Here is an 18,210-nt window from a genome sequence, read left to right on the forward strand (position 1 = left end):
CAGCGATGACCGATCACCTCCACCGCCCGCAGCAGGTCTGCGTGCTGGGCTCCACCGGATCCATCGGCACCAGCACGCTGGACGTGATCGCGCGCCATCCGGACCGCTACCGCGTCTTCGCCCTGTCGGCGATGAGCCGTGTCGACGAACTGGCCGCGCAGTGCGTGCAGTTCCAGCCCCGATTCGCCGTGCTGCCCGATGCGGCGCTGGCCGCGCAACTGCGCGCGAAACTGCGGGAAGCCGGCTCGCGCACCGAGGTGCTCGACGGCATGGCCGCGCTGAGCGAGGTCGCCGCGCATCCTGAGGTCGACGCGGTGATGGCCGCGATCGTCGGCGCCGCCGGCCTGCCGCCGGCGATGGCCGCCGCGCGCGCCGGCAAACGCCTGCTGCTCGCGAACAAGGAAGCCATCGTGCTCGGCGGCGCGCTGTTCATGCGCGCGGTCGCCGAGGGCGGCGCGACGCTGCTGCCGGTGGACTCCGAACACTCGGCGATCTTCCAGTGCCTGCCCGAGGACCGCTCGACCTGGTCGCAGCGCATCGACCACATCGTGCTGACGGCGTCCGGCGGACCGTTCCGCCAGCGCGATCCGGCCTCGCTGGCCGACGTCACGCCGGAGCAGGCCTGCGCCCACCCGAACTGGGTCATGGGCCGCAAGATCTCGGTCGACTCCGCGACCATGATGAACAAGGCGCTCGAGGTCATCGAGGCGCGCTGGCTCTTCGACCTGAAGCCCGAGCAGGTCAAGGTGCTGATCCACCCGCAGAGCATCGTGCACTCGATGGTCGTGTGCCGCGACCACTCCGTGCTGGCGCAACTGGGCACGCCCGACATGCGCGTGCCCATCGCCTACGCGCTGGCCTTCCCCGAACGCATCACCTCCGGCGCCGGCGTGCTGGACCTGCTGAAGACGCCGAGCCTGAGCTTCGAAGAGGCCGACGCCCACCGCTTCCCCGGCTTGCATCTGTCCTGGCAGGCGCTGCGCGCGGCCGAAGGCAGCACCGCGGTGCTCAACGCCGCGAACGAGGAGGCGGTCGCCGCCTTCCTCGATCGCCAACTGCGTTTCGATCACATCTGCCGTGTCAACCGCGCGGTGCTTGAATCCGTGAATCCCGAGGCGGGCGAGATCGACAGCGTCGAGGGCCTGCTGGCGCTCGACGGACGCGCCCGCCGCCACGCGCGACAGCAGATCGCGGCGCTCGCCGCGGCGGTCTGATCCTCCGGTCGACGACCGCCGCCCCAGCCCCAGACTCGATCCAGGACGCCCGCGATGCTTTCCCAAGTCCTCTATTTCCTCGTCACGCTGGGCATCCTCATCGTCATCCATGAGTGGGGCCACTACCGCGTGGCCCGCGCCTGCGGCGTCAAGGTGCTGCGCTTCTCGGTCGGCTTCGGCCGCGTGCTGCTGCGCCGGCGCAAGTCGCCCGACAGCACCGAGTTCACGCTCAGCGCGATCCCGCTCGGCGGCTACGTCCGCATGCTCGACGAGAGCGACGGCCCGGTGGCGCCTGAGCAGCAATCGCAGGCCTTCAACCGCAAGACCCTGTGGCAGCGCGCCGCGATCGTCGCCGCGGGCCCGGCGGCCAACCTGATCCTGGCGGTCGTGCTGTTCGCCGTCGTTGGCTGGATCGGCCGCGACGAACCCAAGGCGGTGCTCGGCTCGCCGGTGGCGGGCGGCCTGGCTGAACGCGCCGGCCTGCGTGCCGGCGACTGGGTGCAGGCCTGGTCCCACGACGGCCAGGAGTGGGAAGACATCCGCTCGATGCCGGACTTCGCCTGGCAGCTCGCGCAGGCCGTGGCGGACAAGCAGCCGCTGCTGATCGGCGTCAGCGACGCGGGCGGCCACGGCCGCCGCACGGTGCGCCTGCAGACGGACACGCTGGAGAGCCGCGACTTCGACGAGAAGACGCTGGGGCGGATCGGCCTGGGCGGTGTGTTCGTCGAACCGGTGCTGGGCTCCATCACCCCGGGCGAGCCGGCGCAGGCCGCGGGCCTGATGCCCGGCGACCGCGTGCTGCGCGTCAACGACGAGGTCGTGCCGGACTTCTCCTGGTTCCTGCAGCGTGTGCGTCGCGCCATCGTCGACGGTCAGGCCGAGCCGCTGCGCGTGGTCGTGCAACGCGGCGGCGAGCAGCTGGAGCGCGTGATCACGCCGCGCATCGAGATCTACGGCGACCAGCGTGTCGCCCGCATCGGCGCGGGTTTCGAGTCGCGTCCGACGACGGTCAAGGTGCACTACGGTCCCGTCGAATCGGTGCGGCAAGGCCTGACCCGCACGTGGGAGCTCAGCGCGCTGACGGTGAAGACGCTGGGCCGCATGTTGATCGGTGAAGCCTCGGTAAAGAACCTCAGCGGACCCCTCACGATCGCCAAGGCGGCGGACCAGTCGGCCAGCCTCGGATTGACCGCGTTCCTGAGCTTCCTCGCCGCCGTCAGCGTGAGCCTGGGCGTGCTGAACCTGCTGCCGCTGCCGATGCTCGATGGCGGACACCTGATGTATTATCTTTTCGAGGGTTTGAGCGGCCGCCCTGTCTCTGAGTGGTGGCACAAGCAGCTGCAACGCGCAGGCATTGCCGTCGTGCTGCTGATGATGAGCCTGGCCCTTTTCAACGATCTGACCCGCACGCTGGGTCTGCACTGAAGCTTCCGCATGCCCCGATTCCTGCCCGACGCCTTGCGCCCCCACGTGATCCAACTGGCGGTGCTGGCCACCGCGCTGCAAGCCGGTTCCGCCTGGGCGGCCGAACCGTTCGTCCTGAAGGACATCCGCGTCGAGGGCCTGCAACGGACCGACCCGGGCACGGTGTTCGCGGCACTGCCGTTCCGCATCGGCGACACCTACAACGACGAGAAGGGCGCCGCCGCGCTGCGCGCGCTGTTCGCGACCGGCCTGTTCAAGGACGTGCGCATCAACCTCGACACCGATGCCGTCGTCATCGTGATCGAGGAACGTCCGATCATTGCCAACGTCGGTTTCGTCGGCCTCAAGGAGTTCGACACGGAGGCGCTGACCAAGTCGCTGAAGGACGTCGGCATCGGTGAAGGCAAGCCTTTCGACAAGGCCCTGGCCGACCGCGCCGAGCAGGAACTGAAGCGGCAATACCTGACCCGTTCGCTGTACGGCGCCGAGGTCACGACCACCATCACCCCGATCGAGCGCAACCGCGTCAACGTCAGCTTCTCGGTGACGGAAGGCGAGCCCGCCAAGATCGCGGAGATCCGCATCCTGGGCAACAAGGTCTTCAGCGAAGGCACGCTGACGGGGCTGCTGGAGCAGACCACCTCGGGCTGGCTGACCTGGTACACCAAGACCGACCGCTATTCCCGCGCCAAGCTGAACGCGGACCTGGAAACGATCCGCTCGTACTACCTGAACCGCGGCTACCTCGAGTTCAACGTCGAGTCGACGCAGGTCACGATCTCGCCGGACAAGCAGAGCATCAGCATCGCGATCACGGTCAACGAAGGCCAGCCGTACACGGTCAACGGCGTGAAGCTCGAAGGCGACTTCATGGGCCGCGACGAGGAGTTCAAGCGCCTGATCGCGCTCAAGCCCGGCCAGCCGTACAACGGCGAGGCGGTGGCGCAGACCACGCGCAACTTCCAGGACCTCTACGGCACCTTCGGCTACGCCTTCGCGCGCGTCGAGAGCCGCCCGGAGATCGACCGTGCAACGGGCCAGGTGACGGTGACGCTGGTCGGCGAGCCGCAGCGCCGCGTCTATGTGCGCCGCGTGCTGATCTCGGGCAACACCCGCACGCGGGACGAAGTGATCCGCCGCGAGTTCCGCCAGTTCGAATCGTCCTGGTACGACGGCGCCCGCATCAAGGCCTCGCGCGACCGCGTCGAGCGCCTGGGCTACTTCAAGGACGTCACGATCGACACGAACGAGGTCCCGGGCTCGCCCGACCAGGTCGACGTGACCCTGACCGTGACCGAGCGTCCCACCGGCAACATCCAGATCGGCGCCGGTTATTCCAGCGCCAGCAAGCTGTCGCTGTCGGGCTCGATCTCGCAGGAGAACGTGTTCGGTTCCGGCAACTACCTGGGCATCCAGGTGAACACCGCCAGCACCGGCCGCGCGCTGGGCGTGACGACCGTGGACCCGTACTTCACCGTCGACGGCGTGTCCCGCGCGATCGACGTGTTCTACCGGACCGTCAAGCCGATCAACAACCTGGGCGAGGAATACGAGTTCGCCTCGTACGGCGGCTCGGTCAAGTTCGGCGTGCCGTTCTCCGAGGACGACACCGTCTTCTTCGGCGTCGGCTACGAAACCACCCGCATCACCACGCAGACCGGCCTGCCCAACAGCTACTGGCTGTTCCGCAACCAGTTCGGCGCTTCGGCGGTGTCCATCCCGCTGACCATCGGCTGGAAGAAGGACAACCGCGACTCCGTGATCACGCCGACCGCCGGCGCGATGAAGCGGGTCAACCTGGAACTGAGCCCCTTCGGCGACTCGCGCTACACGATCGCCAACGTGCAGTACATGGAGTTCTTCCCGCTGGGTCGCAAGTTCTCGCTGATGATCAACGGCGAGTTCGCCTACGGCAAGGGCCTGGGCGGCCGGCCGTATCCGATCTTCAAGAACTTCTACGGCGGCGGCCTGGGCTCGGTGCGGGTGTTCGAACCCGGCACGCTGGGTCCGGTCGACGTCACCGGCTCGTACACCGGCGGCAACCGCAAGTTCAACCTGAACACCGAGTTCTACGTGCCGGTGCCGGGGTCGGGCAACGACAAGAGCTTCCGCCTGTTCGCGTTCGTGGACGCGGGCAACGTGTGGGGCCAGGACGAGAAGCTCAGTTTCAGCGAAGTGCGCGCCTCGGCGGGCGCGGGCGTGAGCTGGCTGTCGCCGATGGGTCCGCTGCGGCTCAGCTACGGCTCGCCGATCCGCAAGAAGCCCACGGATAGAATTGAGCGATTCCAATTCCAGATCGGGACATCATTCTGATGAAGAGCAAGCTGTCGCAGATCGTCGCGACCGTCCTTCTGGCGGGCGTGGCGAGCCTGGGCGCGCAAGCCCAGGAAGTCAAGATCGGCTACGTCAACAGCGAGCGGATCCTGCGCGAGACCAATCTGGCCAAGGCGGCGGAAACGAAGCTGCAGGCCGAGTTCAGCCGTCGCGAGAAGGCGCTGGTCGACCAGGAGACCAAGCTGCGCGGTGCGGCCGAGAAGCTCGACAAGGACAGCCCCGCCTTGAGCGAGGTCGAGCGCAGCCGCCGTCAGCGTGAGCTGATCGAGCAGGACCGCGACCTGCAGCGCAAGCGCCGCGAGTTCAACGAGGACGTCGCGCAGCGCAAGAATGAAGAGCTCTCCGCCGTGATCGAGCGGGCCAACAAGGTCATCAAGCAGATCTTCGAGCAGGAGAAGTACGATCTGATCGTTCAGGACGCGATTCATGCCAGCCCCCGCGTGGACATCACGAAGAAGGTGATAGACGCGCTCAACAATCAGAAGTGAGAGACCCGCAGTGACCGTGAAGCAGGTTCTGGTCTCCGATCTGATCGCCGCCTTGGGCGGCGATCTTGTTGGTGCGTCCGAGACGGCGATCCGCGCGATCGCCCCGCTGGAGGACGCCGGCGCGGACGCGATCTCCTTCCTTTCCAACCCGAAGTACGAGGCGCAGCTCGCGACGACGCAGGCCGCCTGCGTGATCGTGTCGCCCAAGCTGGCGGAGGCCGCCACGGCCCGCCGCGGTGCGGGAACGACCGCGTGCTGCATCGTGGCGCCGGATCCCTACCTCTACTTCGCCCGGCTGACCCAGTGGTGGGCCGCGAACATGCGCAAGCCGCGCGCCACGCCGGCCATCCATCCGACCGCGACCGTCGCGGCGGACGCGGTGATCGGCGAAGGCGTGGAAGTCGGCCCGCATGCGGTGATCGAATCCGGCGTGGTGCTGGGCGACGGCGTGCGCATCGGCGCGCACACCATCGTCGAACAGGACGCGCGCGTGGGTGCGCACACGCGGCTGGCGCCGCATGTGGTGTTCGGCCATGACTGCGTGATCGGCGAGCGTTCGATGCTGCACAGCGGCGTCGTCATCGGCGCGGACGGTTTCGGTTTCGCCCCGACCAAGCGCGCCGACGGCACGCCCGGCGTCGAGTGGGTCAAGATCGAGCAGCTCGGCGCGGTGCGCATCGGCGACGGCGTCGAGATCGGCGCCAACACCTGCGTGGACCGCGGCGCGCTGGGCGACACGGTGATCGCCGACGGCGTGATCATCGACAACCTGGTCCAGATCGCGCACAACGTCAAGATCGGCAAGGGCACGGCGATCGCCGGCGCCACGGCCATCGCCGGCAGCGCCGAGATCGGCGCCAACTGCATCGTGGCCGGCGCGGCGCGCATCAACGGCCACATCCGCATCACCGACGGCGTGCAGATCGGGCCGACGGCCAACATCAGCAACAGCATCGACAAGCCCGGCGCCTACGCCGGCATGTGGCCCTTCGAGGACGCCGCATCGTGGCAGAAGAACGCCGCCGCCCTGCGCGGGCTCTATGAGCTGCGCCAGCGCGTGCGTGCCCTGGAAAAGAAGACGACATGACTGAGACGACCCGCATCGACATCCACGGCATCCTCGAGAAGCTGCCGCACCGCTATCCCATCCTGCTGGTCGACCGCGTCCTGGAGGTGGAGAAGGGCGTGCGCATCCGCGCGATCAAGAACGTCAGCATCAACGAGCCCTTCTTCCAGGGCCACTTCCCCCACCGTCCGGTGATGCCGGGCGTGCTGATCCTGGAAGCGCTGGCGCAGGCCGCGACGCTGCTGGCGGTCGAGAGCTACGACTTCACGCTGGACGAGAACCACGTCGTGTACTTCGCCGGCATCGACGGCGCGCGCTTCAAGCGCCCGGTCGAACCGGGCGACCAACTGATCCTCGAGGTCACGCTGGACCGCGCCAAGGCCGGCATCTACAAGTTCGGCGCCAAGGCGCTGGTCGGCACCGACGTCGTGGCCGAAGCCGGCCTGATGTGCACGATGCGCAAGCTCGACTGCTGAGCGCCGACGACCCGAGTCCCGCATGGCCCAGATTCATCCCACCGCGATCGTCGACCCGAAGGCGCAGCTCGACGACACCGTCCAGGTCGGCCCCTACGCGGTGATCGGCCCCGAGGTGCGCATCGGCGCCGGCACGAGGATCGGACCGCACACGGTCGTCGAAGGCAAGACCACGATCGGTCGCGACAACGTCATCTTCCAGTTCGCGTCCATCGGCGCGATGCCGCAGGACATGAGCCACGGCGGCGAGGTGACGGAGCTGGTCATCGGCGATCGCAACACGATCCGCGAGTTCTGCACCTTCAACACCGGCACGTTCAAGGAGCAGGGCGTCACGCGCGTCGGTTCCGACAACTGGATCATGGCCTACGTGCATCTGGCGCATGACGTGATCGTCGGCGACCACTGCGTGCTGGCCAACAACGCGACGCTGGCTGGCCACGTGCATGTCGGCGACTGGGCGACGATAGGCGGCCTGACGGGCGTCCATCAGTTCGTGCACGTCGGCGCGCACGCGATGATCGGTTTCCAGGGCCATGTGGCGCAGGACGTCGCGCCCTACATGACTGTCGACGGCAACCCGCTGGGCGTGCGCGCGGTCAACCTGACCGGCCTGCGCCGCCGCGGCTTCAGCAACGACCGCATCGGCGTGATCCGCCAGCTCCACAAGCTGCTGTTCCGCGACGGCACGACGCTGGAGCAGTCCGTGGCCAACATCGAGGCGCTCAAGCAGGGTCAGGACGCCGAGTCGATCCGCGACATCCAGCTGATGCTGGATTTCCTGGCAGGCGCCAAGCGCGGCCTGGTCCGCTGACCACCCAGGACGACCGACATGAGTTCCACGGATCCTCGACTGGGCCTGGTGGCCGGCGAGGCCTCCGGAGATCTGCTCGCCAGCCTGCTGCTGCAGGGCCTGAAGGCGCGCTGGCCTGAGCTGAGCTCGGCCGGCATCGGCGGCCCGAAGATGCAGGCGCAGGGCTTCGACGCCTGGTGGCCCAGCCACAAGCTGTCGATCTTCGGCTACTGGGACGCCATCAAGAACATCCGCGAGCTGCTCGCGATCCGGCGCCAGCTCGGCGACCGCCTGATCGCCGAGCGGCCGTCCGTCTTCGTCGGCGTCGACGCGCCCGACTTCAACTTCGGTCTGGAGCAGCGCCTGCGCGAGGCCGGCATCAAGACGGTCCATTTCGTCTGCCCGTCGATCTGGGCCTGGCGCGCGGAACGCGTGCAGACGATCAAGCGCAGCGCCGACCACGTGCTGTGCCTGTTCCCGTTCGAGCCCGCGATCCTGGAAAAGGCCGGCATCCCCTCGACCTACGTCGGCCATCCGCTGGCGGACCAGATCCCGTTCGAGCCGCCGCGCGAGGAAGCGCGCCGCGACCTCGGCTTTGCGGAGGACGACACGATTATCGCGATCCTCCCCGGCAGTCGCCGCAGCGAGCTGGACTACATCGGCGCGCCGCTGCTGGACGCGGCCCGACGCATGCACCAGGCGCGGCCTTCGCTGCGCTTCGTCATCCCGATCGCGCCGGGGCTGCGGCCCATGGTCGAGGCGCTGATGGCGCAGCACGGCCAGGGTCTGCCGATGACGCTGCTCGACGGCCGCGCGCAGGACGTGCTGGCTGCCTGCGACCTGACGCTGGTCGCCAGCGGCACCGCGACGCTGGAAGCGGCCCTGCTGAAGCGGCCGATGGTGATCGCCTACAAGCTGCACTGGTTCAACGCGTGGCGCATGAAGGGCAAGGCCCTGCTGCCGTGGGTGGGGCTGCCGAACGTGCTCGCGCGCGAGACGCTGGTGCCCGAGTGCCTGCAAGACGAGTGCACCGGCGAGCGCATCGCCCGCGAGGGCCTGGCCTGGCTGGACGACGCCCCGCGTCGGGAGCGCTTGCGCGAGCGCTTCCTGGAGATCCACCAACAGCTGCGCTGCAACACCGCGCAAAGGGCCGGCGATGCGATCGCGAAAATCCTCGGCGCTTGAGCCTCCGACGCAACTGGGCCTCGAATGGGTCCGCGAGGGCCTGCTGTGCGGCGTGGACGAAGCGGGTCGAGGTCCGCTCGCGGGGCCGGTGGTCGCCGCGGCGGTGATCCTCGACGACCAGAACCCGATCAAGGGGCTGAACGATTCCAAGGTGCTCAGCGAGAAGAAGCGCGAGCAGCTGTTCGACGAGATCCGCGCCAAGGCGCTGTGCTTCTGCATCGCGGAGGCCACGGTCGAGGAGATCGACCGCATCAACATCCTGCAGGCGACGATGCTGGCCATGCGCCGCGCGGTCGAGGGCCTGCGGCTCAAGCCCGCGCACGTGCAGGTCGACGGCAACCGGCTGCCGGTGCTGCGCATTCCGGCGGAGGCCATCGTCAAGGGCGATGCGCTGGTGCCGGCGATCTCGGCCGCGTCCATCCTGGCCAAGGTGCACCGCGACCGCTTCTGCCTGCAGATGCACGAGCAGCATCCGGAATACGGCTTCGACAGCCACAAGGGCTACGGCACGAAGGAGCACCTGGACGCGCTGCGCGTGCACGGCGCGACCGTGTGGCACCGGCAGAGCTTCGCGCCGGTGCGCACGCTGGAAATTTGTGAACAACGCATCGCATGAGCTGGCAGTCCATCACCGCGCGTGACAACCCCAACCTGCAGCGCCTGCGCAAGCTGGCGCAGGACGGCGGCGCCTATCGCAAGCTGGGCGGCGTCTGGCTGGAGGGCGATCACCTCGCGCGCGCGGCGGTGCAGCGCGGGGTGAAACCCACGCTGGCGCTGATCACGGATGTCGCCGCGGCCAACGAGGCCTTGCACGCGCTGGCCGATGTCGCGCCCAAGGTGCTCGTCGTGTCGCCGGAGCTGTTCAAGACGGTCTCGGGCCTGGAGTCGCCGGCGCAGATCGGTTTCGAGCTGCCGCTGCCGGCTCAGCCGCGCATCGAGGCGAAGGCCGATTCCATCGTGCTGGACCGCCTGCAGGATGCGGGCAACGTCGGCACGATCCTGCGCAGCGCCGGCGCGCTGGGCTTCCGTCAGGTGCTGGCCTTGAAGGGCACGGCGGCGCTGTGGTCGCCGAAGGTGCTGCGCGCCGGCATGGGCGCGCACTTCGGACTGAACCTGGTGGAAGGCCTGAGCGTCGAGGACCTCGACGCGCTGAAGGTCCCGCTGTTGGCGACGAGCTCGCACGCCGACGCGCTGCTGCACGAAGCCGATCTCCCGAACCCCTGCGCCTGGGTCATGGGCCACGAAGGGCAGGGCGTCGCCGAGGCGCTGATGCAGCGCTGCGCGCTGCGCGTCGGCATTCCGCAGCCGGGCGGCGAGGAGTCGCTGAACGTGGCGAGCGCGGCGTCGATCTGCCTCTATGAGTCCGCTCGACGCCGCCTCGCCCGCTCGTGACGCGGGAAGGCCGGCACTCGTCGTTGCAAATGCTCGCCGTAGCGCCGCTACGGCTGTGCTTTGCGCCTAGATTGCCGGCCTTCCCGCGCCCCGCTCGGACGAGGCGGTAATCTTGGTCAGCGCGCCATCGCGAGGGCCGCGACGCCCAGCGCAATGAACACCGCGCCCGCGATCCGCCATCCGCGCTCGCCTTCACCCAGCAACTGTCCGCCGATCAACGCGGCGAACAGCATCGACAGCTCACGCGCCGGCGCGACGCGCGACAGCGGCGCCAGCTTCATCGCGTACAGCACCAGGATGTAGGCGGTCGGTGCGCCGACACTGATCACAAGCGCATGCTTCCACTGGCGGCGCAGCGCGGGCATGAACCCGGCTCGATCGCGCAGCACCGCCGGCAGGATCACCGGCAGGCGCAGCGCGTTGCACAGGTATTCGTAGAGGATCGGCGACAGCGCCAGCACCTTCACCGCATAACCGTCGATCACGCTGTAGGTCGCGATCGTGGCGCCGGTGAGCGCGCCCCAGGCGATGCCGAGCTTGCGCTTGCGATGCACCTCGGGATCGTGGCGCGCACCCTTGGCGAAGAAGGTCGGTCCCGCCGCCATCAGCAGGATCCCACCGACGACACCCGCAAGGCCCAGAGCGCCGCCCAGGCCGAGGTGCTCGCCCAGCAGGGCCACCGCGATCAGCGAGGACAGCAGCGGTCCGCTGCCGCGCGCGACGGGGTAGACCACCGTCATGTCTGCGGCGCGGTAGCCGGCGAGCAGGGCGTTGAAGTAGGCCAGGTGGACGATCGCGCTGGCGATCACGGCGGTCCAGGCCTGCCATCCCCAGTCGGGCAGCTCGTCGAAGCCGGCGATGAGCGCCACGGGCAGCCACAGCAGGCTGATGCCCAGCGCGGTCATGCAGGAGAAGTGATGGTTGCCCTGCGCCTTCTTGGCCGCGAAGTTCCACAGCGCGTGGATCAGCGCGGCCGCGACGACCAGGGCGAGCGCGCTCGCCGGCATCGGTCGCGGACGGCCTCAGTACATCAGGCGGTCAGGACGGATGTCGCGAAGGATGGTGGTCGCGATTTCCTCGATCGACTTGTGCGTCGACGACAGCCAGTTGATGCCAGCCTTCTTCATCATCGTCTCGGCCTCGCGGACCTCGTAATGGCAGTTCATCAGGTCGGCGTACTTGCTGCCGGGACGGCGCTCGTTGCGGACCTGCGCCAGGCGCTCCGGATCGATCGTCAGGCCGAAGCACTTCTTCTTGTGCGGGATCAGCAGCGAGGGCAGGTGGCCGCGGTCGAAGTCCTCGGGGATCAGCGGGTAGTTGGCGGCCTTGATGCCGTGCTGCATCGCCAGGTACAGCGAGGTCGGCGTCTTGCCGCAACGGCTGACCCCCACCAGGATCACGTCGGCCGAATCCAGGTTGCGCGCCGACTGTCCGTCGTCGTGCGCCAGCGAGAAATTGATCGCCTCGATCCGGTCGTGGTACTCCTGGCTCTTGGCGACGTCCGAAAAGCGGCCGACCCGGTGGCTGGACTTGATCCGGAACTCGTCCTCCAGCGGCGCGATGAAGGTCCCGAACATGTCCATCACGAGGCCGCGACACTCCTGGCGCACGACGTTGAGCACCTCGCGGTTCACCAGGGTCGCGAACACGATGGGGCGCACGCCTTCGCGTTCGCCGGTCTCGTTGATCTCCTGGACCAGCTGCTGGGCCTTCTCGCCGCTGTCGATGAAGGGGCGGCGCACGTGACGCGCCTTCACCGAGAACTGCGCCAGGATGGAGTTACCGAAGGTTTCGGCGGTGATGCCGGTGCCATCCGAGACGAAGTAGACGGTGTGCTGGGTCATTGCGTGCCTTTGAATCGTGCCGGCGGGGAACCGGGAGCCTTCGCCGGACCGGGCATGCCGCATGCCGAAGCGGGAAGTTCGGCCGTTGTTTCGCCTCGGCCCGGCCCCGAACGGGGGCTTACATCATAGATCGACGACCCACTAGAATCGTCCGCAACTTGCCCCTGCCCATCGCATCACGCCGCATGAACGCCGCCTCGCGCCGCCCACAAGAATCGACAAGACCTGTCGTGCGCCGCGTCATGCCTGTCTCCCTCGAAGCCGCCGACCGGATCGGCCTGCTCGGGAGTGCGCGGGGAGCCCCGGTTTCTCAACATCACGGAGTTTTCCCATGTCTGATGCACGCTTCGAGGCGACCGCCCTGGTCGTACCCTTCGAGAAACTGAGGATGACCGACGTCGAGTCGGTGGGCGGCAAGAACGCCTCGCTCGGCGAAATGATCTCGCAGCTGGCCGAAACCGGCGTGCGCGTGCCCGGCGGCTTCGCCACCACGGCACACGCCTTCCGCGACTTCCTCAAGCATGAAGGCCTGGATGTCCGCATCCAGAAGCGCCTGGCCGACCTCAACACCGACGACGTCCGCGCCCTGGCCGCGGCCGGCGCCGAGATCCGCGGCTGGCTGGAAGCGCAGCCGTTCCCGGCCGACCTGGAAGCGGCGATCCGCGCCGAATTCGCGCGCCTGACCGAAGGCAACCCGGACGCCTCCTTCGCCGTGCGTTCCTCCGCCACGGCGGAAGACCTGCCCGACGCCTCCTTCGCCGGCCAGCAGGAGACCTTCCTGAACGTCGTCGGCATCGAGGACGTGCTGCACAAGATGAAGGAAGTCTTCGCGTCGCTCTACAACGACCGCGCGATCAGCTACCGCGTCCACAAGGGCTTCGCGCACAGCGACGTCGCGCTGTCGGCGGGCGTGCAGCGCATGGTGCGTTCCGACCTCGGCGCCGCCGGCGTCATGTTCACCATCGACACCGAGTCCGGCTTCAAGGACGTCGTCTTCATCACCTCCAGCTACGGCCTGGGCGAGACGGTGGTGCAGGGCGCCGTCAACCCCGACGAGTTCTACGTCCACAAGCCGGCGCTGCAGCGCGGCAAGTTCGCGCTGATCCGCCGCAACCTGGGTTCGAAGCTGATCCAGATGACCTTCTCGACGCCCGAAGAGAAGGCGGCGAGTGGCAAGCTGGTCAAGACCGTCGACGTCGAGGTCGAGCAGCGCAACCGCTACTCGCTGACCGACGAAGACGTCGTCCAGCTGGCGAAGTACGCGGTGATCATCGAGCAGCATTACGGCCGCCCGATGGACATCGAGTGGGGCAAGGACGGCAACGACGGTCAGCTCTACATCCTGCAGGCGCGTCCCGAGACGGTGAAGAGCCAGGCCGAGGGCCAGGTCGAACAGCGCTTCAAGCTCAAGGGTTCCGGCACCGTGCTGGCCGAGGGCCGCGCGATCGGCCAGAAGATCGGCACGGGCCCGGTGCGCTTGGTCGACAGCGTCGCCGAGATGGAACGCGTCCAGCCCGGCGACGTGCTCGTCACCGACATGACCGACCCGAACTGGGAGCCGGTCATGAAGCGCGCCAGCGCCATCGTGACCAACCGCGGCGGCCGCACCTGCCACGCGGCCATCATCGCGCGTGAACTCGGCATCCCGGCGGTGGTCGGCTGCGGCGACGCCACCGACAAGCTCAAGGACGGTCAACTGGTGACGGTGGTCTGCTCCGAGGGCGACACCGGCTTCATCTACGACGGCCTGCTCGAGACCGAAGTCAGCGAAGTCCACCGCGGCGAGATGCCTTACAGCCCGGTGAAGATCATGATGAACGTCGGCAACCCGCAGCTGGCCTTCAACTTCTCGCAGATGCCCAACAGCGGCGTCGGCCTGGCGCGGCTCGAATTCATCATCAACAACAACATCGGCGTCCACCCGAAGGCGATCCTGGACTATCCGAACATCGACAACGACCTGAAGAAGGCGGTCGAGTCGGTGGCCCGCGGCCATGCCTCGCCGCGCGCCTTCTACGTCGACAAGCTGGCCGAGGGCATTGCCACCATCGCCGCGGCCTTCTGGCCGCAGCCGGTCATCGTGCGTCTGTCCGACTTCAAGAGCAACGAGTACCGCAAGCTCATCGGCGGCTCGCGTTATGAGCCGGACGAAGAGAACCCGATGCTGGGCTTCCGCGGGGCGTCGCGCTACATCTCGGGCGAGTTCCAGGACGCGTTCGCGATGGAGTGCGAGGCGCTCAAGCGCGTGCGCAACGACATGGGCCTGACCAACGTCGAGATCATGGTGCCCTTCGTGCGGACCGTGAAGCAGGCGGAGAAGGTCGTCGCGATGCTGGCCGAGCGTGGCCTCAAGCGTGCGGCCAACGGCGGCCAGGACGGTCTGCGCGTCATCATGATGTGCGAGGTTCCGAGCAACGCCATCCTGGCCGAGCAGTTCCTGGAGCATTTCGACGGCATGTCGATCGGTTCCAACGACCTGACGCAGCTGACGCTGGGTCTGGATCGCGACTCGGGCCTGGAGCTCCTGTCGGGCGACTTCGACGAACGTGATCCGGCGGTCAAGGCGATGATCTCGCGCGCCATTGCGGCGTGCCGCGCCACGGGCAAGTACATCGGCATCTGCGGCCAGGGCCCCAGCGATCATCCGGACTTTGCCGAGTGGCTGGCTGCGGAAGGCATTGCCTCCTTGTCGCTGAACCCGGACTCGGTGATCGAGACCTGGCAGCGTCTCGCGAAGCGCTAAACCCTCGCACTGCACCACATCAACGGCCCTTCGGGGCCGTTTCTCATTGCAGTCCTCGGTAGCAAAAGCGTGAAAGGACGGTAGTGGTTGGGGACGGCATGGCGTGGGGTTTCCGCGCTTGCCGCGGGGGCCCCACGCCATGGCGGCCAACGCCCGGCCCTGAGCAGGTGGGCGGTCGCCGATTTCCCCCGGGGGAAGTTGTGGATGCGCCCGCACCGCAAGGGGGCGATGATCCGCCCCCATGTCGACTCCTCCGCCAGACGCCGCGTTCCGCCGCCGGCTTCATCGCATCTACGGTGCTTACACGATCGGCTTCGTGCTGCTGGTGGGTGTGCTGGGCGTGTTGGAGCGGATGGGCATGCCCAAGCAGTGGCTGGGGTTCTCGTTCCTCTTGCTGACGGTGCTGATCTACGCCGGCATCGGCGTGTTCAGCCGCACGACCGACCCGGTCGAGTACTACGTGGCGGGTCGCCGAGTCCCGGCGTTCTACAACGGCATGGCGGCGGGCGCCGACTGGATGAGCGCCGCGAGTTTCCTCGGCATGGCGGGCAGCCTGTATCTGGCGGGTTACGGCGGGTTGGCGTTCGTGCTCGGATGGACGGGTGGCTTCTGCCTGGTGGCGCTGCTGCTCGCGCCGTATCTGCGTCGCTTCGGCGGCTTCACGGTGCCGGATTTCCTCGGCGCCAGATTCGAGAGTCGCGGCCTGCGCGTGATGGGGGCCGCGGCTGCGGTGCTGGTGTCCTTCATCTACCTCGTGGCGCAGATCTACGCCATCGGCCTCATCACGACGCGGCTCACCGGCCTGACCTTCGAGATCGGCCTGTTCGTCGGACTCGGCGGCGTGCTGGTGTGTTCCTTCCTGGGCGGTATGCGGGCGGTCACGTGGACCCAGGTCGCGCAGTACATCATCATGATCGTGGCCTATGTGGTGCCGGTGATGTGGCTGTCGACCACGCAGACGGGCTTCCCGCTGCCTCAGTTCACCGCCGGCAACGAGGTCCGCGAGATCTCCGTCCGCGAGCAGCAGTTGCTGCAGGATCCGAAGGAGCTGCAGGTCCGCGGCCTCTACGAGCAGCGCGCCAAGGACTTCGAGCAGCTCGTGGCGGAACTGCCGCATTCGCTCGATGCCGAGCGCCAGCGCGTCTCGCAGGTCATCGCCCGGTTGAAGTTCGAGGAGGCGCCGCTCGCGCAGATCCAGGCGGCGGAGAAGGTCCGCGCCGCGCTGCCCCGCACCGAGGCGGAGGCGCGCGATCTGTGGCAACGCGCCGTCACCGCCAATCGACAGCGTGCCGAGCCGCTCGCCGGCATGCCGCTGCATGCGCAACCCTTCGCGGGCGATCCCGACGGCACGCCCGCCGAGCAGGAGGCCTACACGCTGGCGCGGCGCAACTTCCTGGCCCTCGTGCTGGTGCTCATGGTGGGCACCGCCGGCCTGCCGCACATCCTGACCCGCTACTACACCGTGCCCACGGTTGCCGAGGCGCGCACCTCGGTCGCGTGGACCCTGTTCTTCATCGCGCTGCTCTACCTGTTCGCGCCCGCGCTGGCGGTGATGCTCAAGCACGAGGTGCTGCATCACCTGGTCGGCTCGCCGATCGCGGAGCTGCCCGGATGGATGAAGCAGTGGATGCGCGTCGATCCGAGTCTGCTGAACATCCAGGACATCAACCACGACGGCATCCTCCAGCTCGGCGAGCTGCGACTGGGCGGCGACATCGTCATGCTGATGACCCCCGAGCTCGCCGGCCTGCCGTATGTGCTCTCCGCGATGGTGGCGGCCGGCGCGCTCGCCGCGGCGCTGTCCACGGCCGACGGGCTACTGCTGACGATCTCCAGCGCGCTCTCGCACGACGTCTACTACCGCGTCATGAACCCGCGGGCCTCGATGACGCAGCGGGTGACCATCTCCAAGGCGCTGCTGCTGGCGACCGCGCTCACCGCCGCGGCCGTCGCCGCGCAGAAACCGGCCGACATCCTGCTGCTGGTGTCGGCGGCGTTCTCGCTGTCGGGCTCCACGCTGGTGCCGGCGCTGGTCGCGGGCATCTTCTGGAAGCGCGCCAACAAGCAGGGCGCCGCCGCCGGCATGCTCGCCGGACTGGGCATGACGCTCTACTACATGGTGACCGCGCATGCGGGCCTGCGCCAGGCGCTGGGCATTGGCGGCGACCCGCAGCTGTGGTGGGGCATCCAGCCCATGGCGGCGGCGCTCTACGGACTGCCGGCCGGCATTGCCGCACTCGTCGTCGTGAGCCTGCTGACGCCGCCGCCGTCGCCGACGGCCCGCGCGCTGCAGGCCCGGGTCACCGGCGCCACGCCCTGACGCCCTGGTGTCCTGAACCGGGCGGTCCTGGACACGGTCCGTTCAGGAAGTGGACGGGTCGGCGAGAAATCGTCTAGAATCCGCGATTCCCCTTGCCGGGCCCACGAGTAGACGCTGGGGTCCGGCTTTCAGGCCAAGGGCCGGTTCCGGCAGCTGCCTTCAACGGCATGCCTCGGACACCGCGCCGGAGGTCGTCGAAATCCATAAGGAGTTCGTATGCGTCATTATGAAATCGTTCTGCTGATCCATCCGGATCAAAGCGAACAAGTTCCGGCGATGCTGGAGCGCTACAAGGGCCTGGTCACCAACGGTGGTGGCAAGGTGCATCGCGTGGAAGACTGGGGCCGCCGTCAGCTGGCCTATCAGATCCAGAAGCTGGCCAAGGCGCATTACCTGTGCCTGAACATCGAGTGCAGCAAGGACATCCTGGCTGAAATCGAGACCGGTTTCCGCTTCAACGACGCCGTGCTGCGTCACCTGACCGTCGTCAAGGACAAGGCCGAGACGAACCCGTCGGTGATGATGAAGGCTGTCGAGCGCGAAGAAGCCCGCAAGGCCCCGCAAGAAGCGACCGCCTGAGCTGACAAGCGCGACCGCTGACGTTCCCGAATCCTGATCCGCCGAGAGCCGCGCACGCATGAACCGACTGGTCCTGCAGGCGCAGATCCTCGAAACCGCGGCGATCCGATACACCCCCGCCGGGCTCCCCGCCCTGGACTTGATGCTCAAGCATGAGTCCATGGTCGACGAAGCCGGCTCCCCGCGCAAAGTCGCGATGGAGATCAAGGCCGTGGCGCTCGGAGACATCGTGAAGCGGATCCAGGCGTTGAGCCTGACGGAGAAGACGGTGTTCACCGGATTTCTCTCGGCACAGCGACAGGGGCGAGGCACGGTGTTTCACATCACCGGCTTCGCGGACTGAACGGGACG

16 protein-coding genes are annotated in these 18,210 nt (G+C 67.9%); 14 read left to right on the forward strand and 2 right to left on the reverse strand.

The window, feature by feature from the left end; all coding sequences use genetic code 11:
- The first annotated feature begins 5 nt into the window (after positions 1-5).
- The 10 genes from ispC to ACQZ13_RS09940 are packed head-to-tail and all read left to right on the forward strand — an operon-like array spanning position 6 to position 10,373.
- Positions 6-1,214, forward strand: coding sequence for a 1-deoxy-D-xylulose-5-phosphate reductoisomerase (ispC, locus tag ACQZ13_RS09895; RefSeq protein WP_088403600.1), 1,209 nt, complete (start codon positions 6-8; stop codon positions 1,212-1,214).
- A gap of 54 nt (positions 1,215-1,268) precedes the next feature.
- On the forward strand, positions 1,269-2,639 hold the full coding sequence (gene rseP / locus ACQZ13_RS09900) for an RIP metalloprotease RseP (protein ID WP_088403601.1): 1,371 nt from the start codon (positions 1,269-1,271) through the stop codon (positions 2,637-2,639).
- Positions 2,640-2,672: 33 nt separating this feature from the next.
- Positions 2,673-4,952 (forward strand): outer membrane protein assembly factor BamA, encoded by a 2,280-nt coding sequence (bamA, locus tag ACQZ13_RS09905; RefSeq protein WP_431053183.1) that lies wholly within the window; start codon positions 2,673-2,675, stop codon positions 4,950-4,952.
- On the forward strand, positions 4,952-5,461 hold the full coding sequence (locus ACQZ13_RS09910; RefSeq protein WP_431051456.1) for an OmpH family outer membrane protein: 510 nt from the start codon (positions 4,952-4,954) through the stop codon (positions 5,459-5,461). The genes bamA and ACQZ13_RS09910 overlap by 1 nt, the downstream gene beginning before the upstream one ends.
- A 16-nt stretch (positions 5,462-5,477) precedes the next feature.
- A complete protein-coding gene (gene lpxD, locus ACQZ13_RS09915; protein WP_431051458.1) occupies positions 5,478-6,548 on the forward strand; it encodes a UDP-3-O-(3-hydroxymyristoyl)glucosamine N-acyltransferase in 1,071 nt (356 codons plus the stop codon).
- Positions 6,545-7,003: a 3-hydroxyacyl-ACP dehydratase FabZ gene (fabZ, locus tag ACQZ13_RS09920; protein WP_431051460.1), complete on the forward strand. Its 459-nt coding sequence runs from the start codon at positions 6,545-6,547 to the stop codon at positions 7,001-7,003. The genes lpxD and fabZ overlap by 4 nt, the downstream gene beginning before the upstream one ends.
- A 22-nt stretch (positions 7,004-7,025) precedes the next feature.
- Complete coding sequence (gene lpxA, locus ACQZ13_RS09925; RefSeq protein WP_088403605.1) at positions 7,026-7,817, forward strand: acyl-ACP--UDP-N-acetylglucosamine O-acyltransferase; 792 nt, start codon at positions 7,026-7,028, stop codon at positions 7,815-7,817.
- Positions 7,818-7,835: 18 nt separating this feature from the next.
- Entirely contained in the window at positions 7,836-8,981 is a 1,146-nt protein-coding gene (gene lpxB, locus ACQZ13_RS09930; protein ID WP_431051462.1) for a lipid-A-disaccharide synthase, read from the forward strand.
- The gene (gene rnhB / locus ACQZ13_RS09935; protein WP_431051464.1) at positions 8,953-9,597 is read left to right on the forward strand and encodes a ribonuclease HII; all 645 of its coding nucleotides are present in this window, start codon (positions 8,953-8,955) and stop codon (positions 9,595-9,597) included. The genes lpxB and rnhB overlap by 29 nt, the downstream gene beginning before the upstream one ends.
- Positions 9,594-10,373, forward strand: a complete 780-nt coding sequence (locus ACQZ13_RS09940) for a TrmH family RNA methyltransferase (protein ID WP_431051466.1) — start codon at positions 9,594-9,596, stop codon at positions 10,371-10,373. Before rnhB ends, ACQZ13_RS09940 begins: the two co-directional genes overlap by 4 nt.
- Positions 10,374-10,489: 116 nt before the next feature.
- Here the strand turns inward: ACQZ13_RS09940 and ACQZ13_RS09945 are convergent, their stop codons facing one another.
- Both ACQZ13_RS09945 and ppsR read right to left on the reverse strand, forming a co-directional pair.
- The gene (locus ACQZ13_RS09945) at positions 10,490-11,380 is read right to left on the reverse strand and encodes an EamA family transporter (RefSeq protein ID WP_431051468.1); all 891 of its coding nucleotides are present in this window, start codon (positions 11,378-11,380) and stop codon (positions 10,490-10,492) included.
- A gap of 15 nt (positions 11,381-11,395) precedes the next feature.
- Positions 11,396-12,217, reverse strand: coding sequence for a posphoenolpyruvate synthetase regulatory kinase/phosphorylase PpsR (gene ppsR / locus ACQZ13_RS09950; RefSeq protein ID WP_088403610.1), 822 nt, complete (start codon positions 12,215-12,217; stop codon positions 11,396-11,398).
- Between the two features lie 331 nt (positions 12,218-12,548).
- On the opposite strand from ppsR, the gene ppsA reads away from it, so the two are divergent.
- The 4 genes from ppsA to priB all read left to right on the forward strand — a co-directional run bounded on the left by ppsA (position 12,549) and on the right by priB (position 18,202).
- Positions 12,549-14,960 (forward strand): phosphoenolpyruvate synthase, encoded by a 2,412-nt coding sequence (gene ppsA, locus ACQZ13_RS09955; protein WP_431051470.1) that lies wholly within the window; start codon positions 12,549-12,551, stop codon positions 14,958-14,960.
- Between the two features lie 241 nt (positions 14,961-15,201).
- The gene (locus ACQZ13_RS09960; RefSeq protein ID WP_431051472.1) at positions 15,202-17,280 is read left to right on the forward strand and encodes a sodium:solute symporter family protein; all 2,079 of its coding nucleotides are present in this window, start codon (positions 15,202-15,204) and stop codon (positions 17,278-17,280) included.
- Between the two features lie 216 nt (positions 17,281-17,496).
- On the forward strand, positions 17,497-17,859 hold the full coding sequence (gene rpsF, locus ACQZ13_RS09965) for a 30S ribosomal protein S6 (RefSeq protein WP_088403613.1): 363 nt from the start codon (positions 17,497-17,499) through the stop codon (positions 17,857-17,859).
- A 58-nt stretch (positions 17,860-17,917) separates the two neighbouring features.
- Complete coding sequence (gene priB, locus ACQZ13_RS09970) at positions 17,918-18,202, forward strand: primosomal replication protein N (RefSeq protein ID WP_431051474.1); 285 nt, start codon at positions 17,918-17,920, stop codon at positions 18,200-18,202.
- The last annotated feature ends 8 nt before the right edge of the window (positions 18,203-18,210 follow it).

It is taken from the genome of Roseateles sp. L2-2, from assembly GCF_050613215.1.
Taxonomy (GTDB): Bacteria; Pseudomonadota; Gammaproteobacteria; order Burkholderiales; family Burkholderiaceae_C; genus Roseateles; species Roseateles noduli.

Coding starts and splice junctions, on each gene's coding strand:
- ispC (WP_088403600.1), top strand. CDS start 6: ATGACCGATCACCTCCACCGCCCGCAGCAGGTCTGCGTGCTGGGCTCC.
- rseP (WP_088403601.1), top strand. CDS start 1,269: ATGCTTTCCCAAGTCCTCTATTTCCTCGTCACGCTGGGCATCCTCATC.
- ACQZ13_RS09910 (WP_431051456.1), top strand. CDS start 4,952: ATGAAGAGCAAGCTGTCGCAGATCGTCGCGACCGTCCTTCTGGCGGGC.
- fabZ (WP_431051460.1), top strand. CDS start 6,545: ATGACTGAGACGACCCGCATCGACATCCACGGCATCCTCGAGAAGCTG.
- lpxA (WP_088403605.1), top strand. CDS start 7,026: ATGGCCCAGATTCATCCCACCGCGATCGTCGACCCGAAGGCGCAGCTC.
- lpxB (WP_431051462.1), top strand. CDS start 7,836: ATGAGTTCCACGGATCCTCGACTGGGCCTGGTGGCCGGCGAGGCCTCC.
- rnhB (WP_431051464.1), top strand. CDS start 8,953: ATGCGATCGCGAAAATCCTCGGCGCTTGAGCCTCCGACGCAACTGGGC.
- ACQZ13_RS09940 (WP_431051466.1), top strand. CDS start 9,594: ATGAGCTGGCAGTCCATCACCGCGCGTGACAACCCCAACCTGCAGCGC.
- ACQZ13_RS09945 (WP_431051468.1), bottom strand. CDS start 11,380: ATGCCGGCGAGCGCGCTCGCCCTGGTCGTCGCGGCCGCGCTGATCCAC.
- ppsR (WP_088403610.1), bottom strand. CDS start 12,217: ATGACCCAGCACACCGTCTACTTCGTCTCGGATGGCACCGGCATCACC.
- ppsA (WP_431051470.1), top strand. CDS start 12,549: ATGTCTGATGCACGCTTCGAGGCGACCGCCCTGGTCGTACCCTTCGAG.
- ACQZ13_RS09960 (WP_431051472.1), top strand. CDS start 15,202: ATGTCGACTCCTCCGCCAGACGCCGCGTTCCGCCGCCGGCTTCATCGC.
- rpsF (WP_088403613.1), top strand. CDS start 17,497: ATGCGTCATTATGAAATCGTTCTGCTGATCCATCCGGATCAAAGCGAA.
- priB (WP_431051474.1), top strand. CDS start 17,918: ATGAACCGACTGGTCCTGCAGGCGCAGATCCTCGAAACCGCGGCGATC.